Below are 5652 nucleotides of genomic sequence, written 5' to 3'. Positions count from 1 at the left end.
GCCTCTGAATTATTGGAGAGAAAGTCGCGACTAAGGGTTTGGTTCGGATGGAGAATAAAAAGAGAGAGTATCTCGTACTCGGCACGGGTGAGGGAGAGTGATTCGCCATTATAAAGGATGGTTTGCTCCTCTTCATTCAAAACGAAAGGTTTGTTTTTTTTCTCCATACTCGGACGATAGCGGCGTAGCACGCTTTTGATCCGTGCGATCAGTTCACGCGGTTCGTACGGTTTTGGGAGATAATCGTCCGCTCCATATTCCAGTGCGATTACCTTGTCGTTGATGTCACTGCGGGCACTGGAGATGAGGATAGGGATGTCGGTTTTTTGACGGATCATCTGGCACAGTTGCAATCCGTCCATCTGCGGCAACGTTAAATCCAAAATGATCAAATCAAAATGGTCGGTATCGAGGAGATTTAATCCCGCTAACGGGGTGGAGACGGCATTGAGCGCTATTCCGTAGTTTTTGAGGTAGTTGACCAACAGGGTTGTTATATCTGGGTCGTCTTCGACCATCAGAGCTTGAAGCATCGGGAATCCTATCGTGAGGTATTATCCTGAAAGTATGACGTAATGAATGTTAACGAAAGAGAAAGAAGGGGAAGTTGGGAGAGGTTATTGCTCACTGTGAGCAAAAAAGAGTGTTAGTCAACCATCCAGCTGGCGCGTTTGGATTGGCGTAGTTTTTTTAGCATCATTTTTTCAAGTGGTGATATTTTTTCCATTTGGGTCTCCTTTTTTTGATTTATAAACGTCAGTCTAACGGTGAATCGTTACGGAACGGTAACTTAAAGACTCGATGCAAACCGATTTTTTCAACACTCTTACAGTGCGTAGGGGAGATAATCACCCCAAAAAGAAGAGACAATATGGAAAAAGCACTTTTGGGTGGCGGATGTTTTTGGTGTATCGAAGCGGTCTATAATCGTGTCATCGGGGTGCAAAGCGCTATCAGTGGCTATGCCGGAGGATTACGCGAAAGTCCCAGTTATGAACAGGTTTGTAGTGGCGCTACGGGGCATGCTGAGGTAGTCGAGATCACGTATGATCCCAAGGTCATTTCGTATGAGGATATTTTGGATATCTTTTGGGAAATTCATAATCCTACCACATTGAATGCCCAAGGAGCTGATCGGGGAACCCAGTATCGTTCGGTTATCTATTACTATGATGAGGTTCAAAAAGCCAAAGCTGAACACGCTATTGCTGAGGCACAGAAGAATTGGGGTGATCCTATTGTCACCGAGTTCTCTCCCGCACCGAAGTTTTTTGAGGCTGAGGGGTATCATCAAGAGTATTACAGTGAGCATCCAACGCAGGGGTATTGCTACGCAGTGATTGCACCAAAGATTGAAAAGTTTATGAAAAAATTCGGAGATAAAGTAAAAAGAGATTAAATGAAGTGGCTCTCCCAGATACCTGCGGCACAAAACATGAACGGGTGTGCTGCTGTATTCCTACCCTGACACATTGTCCGTCCACACCCTTGCACAGGTCTAGAAGAGTTGGCGAATTATAGCCGTTTGAATCTCTAAATGCAAGAGCGGGAACTTTTTTTGCTTAGGGGTATTGACTAAATATTTGACTGTTTTGGTCGATATAGAATGTATATAAAATGCAAAAGGATTTGTTATGGCAGGGACTGTTAGCTCACTTGGAATCGGATCAGGAGTTTTGACTGCAGATGTTATCGATAAACTTAAAGCAGCTGATTCAGCCAATATCATTACTCCAATTGACAATAAAATTACTCTTAATAATCAAAAAAACCAAGCATTAGATTTATTGAATAGCCTTCTTACATCATTCAAAAGCAGTGTAAGTGCATTGGATGATGATAGCCTTTATCAAGCGCGAACAGTTTCAGGCGGTAACGATTACGTCAGTGTAAGTGCCGCTGCTGGCTCCCAAATTCGAGATTTTTCTCTTAGTGTGACCAATATAGCTAAAAAAAGTGTTATAGCATCGGGTGATTATCCTTCATTGACTGCTCCGATTGCTAACGGACCTGGGACATTGAATTTGGGAATAGGGGGAAAAAATTACTCGATAAGTTATACTGCTTCGACGACTCTTACTGATTTGAAGCAAGCTATTAATGATGCCGCAGGTAGCAGTGTTACCGCCTCAACCCTCCAAACCGGCACATCAAAATATAACCTTGTGCTCACCTCTAATACGACAGGGCAAGATCAAGCCATCTCTCTTACTGACGTTTCAGGTAATTTAAGTGATACGAAACTTTTAACCAAAAATACAAAAAGCGGCTCATTCTTAGCTGCAGATGATTTTGTAGCAGCTAGTGGCACCAGTGGTACAATGACCCTTGGTGTAGGAGGGACAACTAAAGACTTTGCTTATACGGATACGACAACCCTGCAGGGAATGGCAGATATGATTAATGCCGATACAACGATGAACACAAAAGTCAGTGCGAATATCGTGCAGTATGGAAGCAATGATTTTCGAATGGTTTTAACTCCAAAATCAGGAGATGTAGCGAGTGCTATCACGATGAGTGACAGCGCTGGAGGAGGGTTGTCTTCAGTGCTGACAACAGGAACCTCTATATCGGCGGGAAGTATGGGTATTATTCAAGATGGTAATGATGCTCATTTTACGTTTGATGGCATTAGCATGACCCGAAGCACCAATAGTATTACCGATATTAGCAGTGGGTTAACGGTGAATCTTTTAAAAGATCTAGGAAGTGCTAATATTTCAGTGTCTCAAGACCGTAGTAAAGTAGCAACAAATATGCAAAGTATGGTCAGTAGTTATAATACTCTTATCAAGCAACTTGATGATATGACTGCTTACGATGCAACTGCTGGAAAAGTTGGAATTTTTAATGGTGACAATACGATTAAAAATATCAGTCGTGAAATTACCCGTATGATTACATCCGTTAATAGTAATGGGCAGGCACTTCCTGATTATGGAATCGGTTTAGATAAAACAGGTGTAATGACATTTGATTCTGATGCATTTACAACTAAAATGAATGCGGATCCGGATGGAACAGAAGCTTTTTTTAGCGGTAAAACAACGATTAGCTCCGCAGGTATTGCCACAACTGCGGATGGGATTTTTACCTCATTTAATAATCTTTTATACAGTTATACCTCTTCAGCTACAGGGCTTGTGACCAATTTGACGCAAGCAACTAAAGATGCGACTACAACGTTAAACGCCGATAAAGCAAAAGCCAATGCCCTTCTAACTGCACGATACGATACGATGACGGCTAAATTCGCCGCCTATGATTCCATGATCAGTAAATTGGAATCCTCATTTGCTTCACTAAAACAACAAATTGCTGAATCGACGGCTTCCAGTGGTTGATTGTAAAGGATGGATTGTATTATTTGAAGCAGCAATCAAGACTCGTGATTCTGATTCTATCTGGGAATTATTGCAAAATTTTCCTTCGTCTAAAGAGGTTGATCTCTTGAAACAAATTTTACTTCTTACAATGGATGCGGAAAGTATCCTTTGCGAAATGCGTCAAGAATTGGTAAATGAACGGAATTTGATACTATCACACGTATAGAGAAAATATGGCACTCTAATTGCTTATTCTTATGATAAGTATAGACAAAGGTGCAGCATATGCTAAATGGAAAAAATATTCTCATTACCGGTGGAACTGGAAGCTTCGGCAAACAATTTGTCAAAACGATTTTAAAACATTACAAACCTAATAAAATCATTATTTACTCTCGTGACGAACTTAAACAATATGAAATGGCACAGCGATTTAACGACCCGTGTATGCGTTATTTTATCGGGGATGTTCGTGACCTTTCACGACTGGAAAGTGCCATGAGTGAAGTCGATTATGTCGTCCATGCCGCAGCCCTCAAACATGTTCCTATCGCTGAATATAACCCGATGGAATGTATCAAAACTAATATCAATGGTGCTCAAAACGTCATCGAAGCGTCGTTGCATTGCGGTGTTAGTCGTGTTATTGCCCTCTCAACCGATAAAGCCGCCAGCCCTATCAACCTTTACGGCGCTACCAAGCTCGCAAGCGATAAACTCTTTGTTGCAGCCAATAACATTCGTGGAGGTAAAGATATCCGTTTTGCCGTTGTCCGTTATGGGAATGTTTTGGGTTCGCGCGGTTCCGTTGTCCCGTTTTTCCAAAAATTGATTGCTGAGGGGGCGAGCGAACTTCCTATCACCGATGATCGGATGACACGATTTTGGATTACTCTCCAAGAGGGGGTTGATTTCGTTCTTAAAAACTTCGAGCGTATGCACGGCGGAGAGACTTTTATCCCGAAAATACCGTCGATGAAAGTGGTGGATGTCGCTCGTACCATCGCTCCGCATCTTCCCCATAAAAATGTCGGGATTCGTCCGGGTGAGAAAATGCACGAAGTGATGTGCCCGCGTGATGATTCCCATCTCACATTGGAGTTTCACGACCATTATGTGATCAAACCGACGATCCAGTTTACCGAAGCCGCCGATTTCTCGAAAAACAATTGTGGGGAAATCGGAACACCCGTCGAATACGGATTTAAATACAGCTCTGAAACCAACACCGAGTGGCTCACCAGCGAAGCATTGTTAGAGAAAATCGCATTGACCCAGAATGAGGAGAAATAGTCGTGCTCCCTTACTCAACGCAGTTTATTGAAGAGGATGATATTGCTGCCGTTGTGGATGTCTTAAAAAGCTCCCATCTAACACAGGGGGCGAAGGTCGAGGCATTTGAAGAAGCGATTGCCCAGTATACGGGTGCGCGCTTTTGTGTCACTTTTAATTCGGCGACGTCGGCGTTGTTGGGTGCGTATGCCGTTGCGGAAATCTCGGAAAACGATGAGATTATTACCACTCCAATCAGTTTTGTCGCAACGTCGAATATGGCGATTGCGCTCGGGGCAAAGCCTGTTTTCTGCGATATTAAGATGGACGGAAATATCGACGAATCGTTGATCGAATCGCTCATCACTCCCCAAACCCGCGCCCTCGTACCCGTCGATTTTGCCGGTAAACCGGTTGCGATTGAGGCGATCAAAGAAATAGCTCAAAAACACAATCTCCTCGTCATCGAAGATTCTTCCCACGCTTTGGGGAGCGGTATCGGTAATCAAAAGATCGGTTCCTTTGCCGACATGACGATCTTTAGTTTCCATGCGATCAAGCCGATCACGACGGGAGAGGGGGGCGCAGTGGTGACAAACGACGAAGCATTCGCCCAAAAACTCAAACTCTTCCGCTCTCACGGCATCATCAAAAAACAGCTTTGGAACTCTGACATGGTGAGTTTGGGGCATAATTTCCGTCTTACCGAATTTGCCGCCGCGTTAGGGCACTCTCAGCTGCATAAACTGGATCGATTTCTCCAAACGCGCAATGAAATCGCCCGCTATTACGATGAGCGTTTTGCAGGTCATAAACTCTTTTCGACGATTACTATTGACCCGAATGAGCAAAGCGCGCGCCATCTTTATCCGCTACTTTTGAATCCTCAATTACATTGTGTTAAAGAAGAGATTTTCACGCAATTGCAAACACAGGGATTAGGGGTTCAAGTTCACTATAAACCGATCTATCAAAACAGTTTTTATAAAGAGCGATTCGGTGAACAGCGATTGACTACTGCTGAGCTTTTTTACAAAAGTGAACTCTCCAT

The 5652-nt window shown here is 43.3% G+C and carries 5 protein-coding genes and 1 other RNA gene; 4 read left to right on the top strand and 2 right to left on the bottom strand.

What is annotated here, in order from left to right:
- Positions 1–533 (bottom strand): response regulator transcription factor (locus JZU62_RS01050; RefSeq protein ID WP_295011081.1); only part of this gene is annotated, 533 nt, incomplete at its 3' end.
- Between the two features lie 338 nt (positions 534–871).
- On the opposite strand from JZU62_RS01050, the gene msrA reads away from it, so the two are divergent.
- The gene (gene msrA / locus JZU62_RS01045; RefSeq protein WP_295011079.1) at positions 872–1399 is read left to right on the top strand and encodes a peptide-methionine (S)-S-oxide reductase MsrA; all 528 of its coding nucleotides are present in this window, start codon (positions 872–874) and stop codon (positions 1397–1399) included.
- An 8-nt stretch (positions 1400–1407) separates the two neighbouring features.
- On the opposite strand, the gene ffs is transcribed toward msrA, so the two are convergent.
- An RNA gene (gene ffs, locus JZU62_RS01040) (signal recognition particle sRNA small type) lies at positions 1408–1505 on the bottom strand.
- A gap of 129 nt (positions 1506–1634) precedes the next feature.
- Between ffs and fliD the strand changes: the two genes are divergently transcribed.
- The 3 genes from fliD to pseC form a co-directional block, all read left to right on the top strand.
- Positions 1635–3347 (top strand): flagellar filament capping protein FliD, encoded by a 1713-nt coding sequence (gene fliD, locus JZU62_RS01035; protein WP_295011077.1) that lies wholly within the window; start codon positions 1635–1637, stop codon positions 3345–3347.
- 267 nt (positions 3348–3614) lie between these two features.
- The gene (pseB, locus tag JZU62_RS01030) at positions 3615–4622 is read left to right on the top strand and encodes a UDP-N-acetylglucosamine 4,6-dehydratase (inverting) (protein ID WP_295011075.1); all 1008 of its coding nucleotides are present in this window, start codon (positions 3615–3617) and stop codon (positions 4620–4622) included.
- Positions 4623–4624: 2 nt separating this feature from the next.
- The coding region (pseC, locus tag JZU62_RS01025; RefSeq protein WP_295011073.1) for a UDP-4-amino-4,6-dideoxy-N-acetyl-beta-L-altrosamine transaminase at positions 4625–5652 on the top strand (1028 nt) is incomplete at its 3' end.

Source organism: Sulfuricurvum sp. (genome assembly GCF_019163035.1).
Lineage (GTDB): Bacteria > Campylobacterota > Campylobacteria > Campylobacterales > Sulfurimonadaceae > Sulfuricurvum.
Note: the sequence above shows the minus strand (reverse complement) of the source record. Positions and strands in the feature narration are given on the sequence as shown.

What these genes read in the sequence shown, in the direction of transcription:
- fliD (WP_295011077.1), top strand. Translation starts at nt 1,635, where the DNA reads ATGGCAGGGACTGTTAGCTCACTTGGAATCGGATCAGGAGTTTTGACT.
- pseB (WP_295011075.1), top strand. Translation starts at nt 3,615, where the DNA reads ATGCTAAATGGAAAAAATATTCTCATTACCGGTGGAACTGGAAGCTTC.
- msrA (WP_295011079.1), top strand. Translation starts at nt 872, where the DNA reads ATGGAAAAAGCACTTTTGGGTGGCGGATGTTTTTGGTGTATCGAAGCG.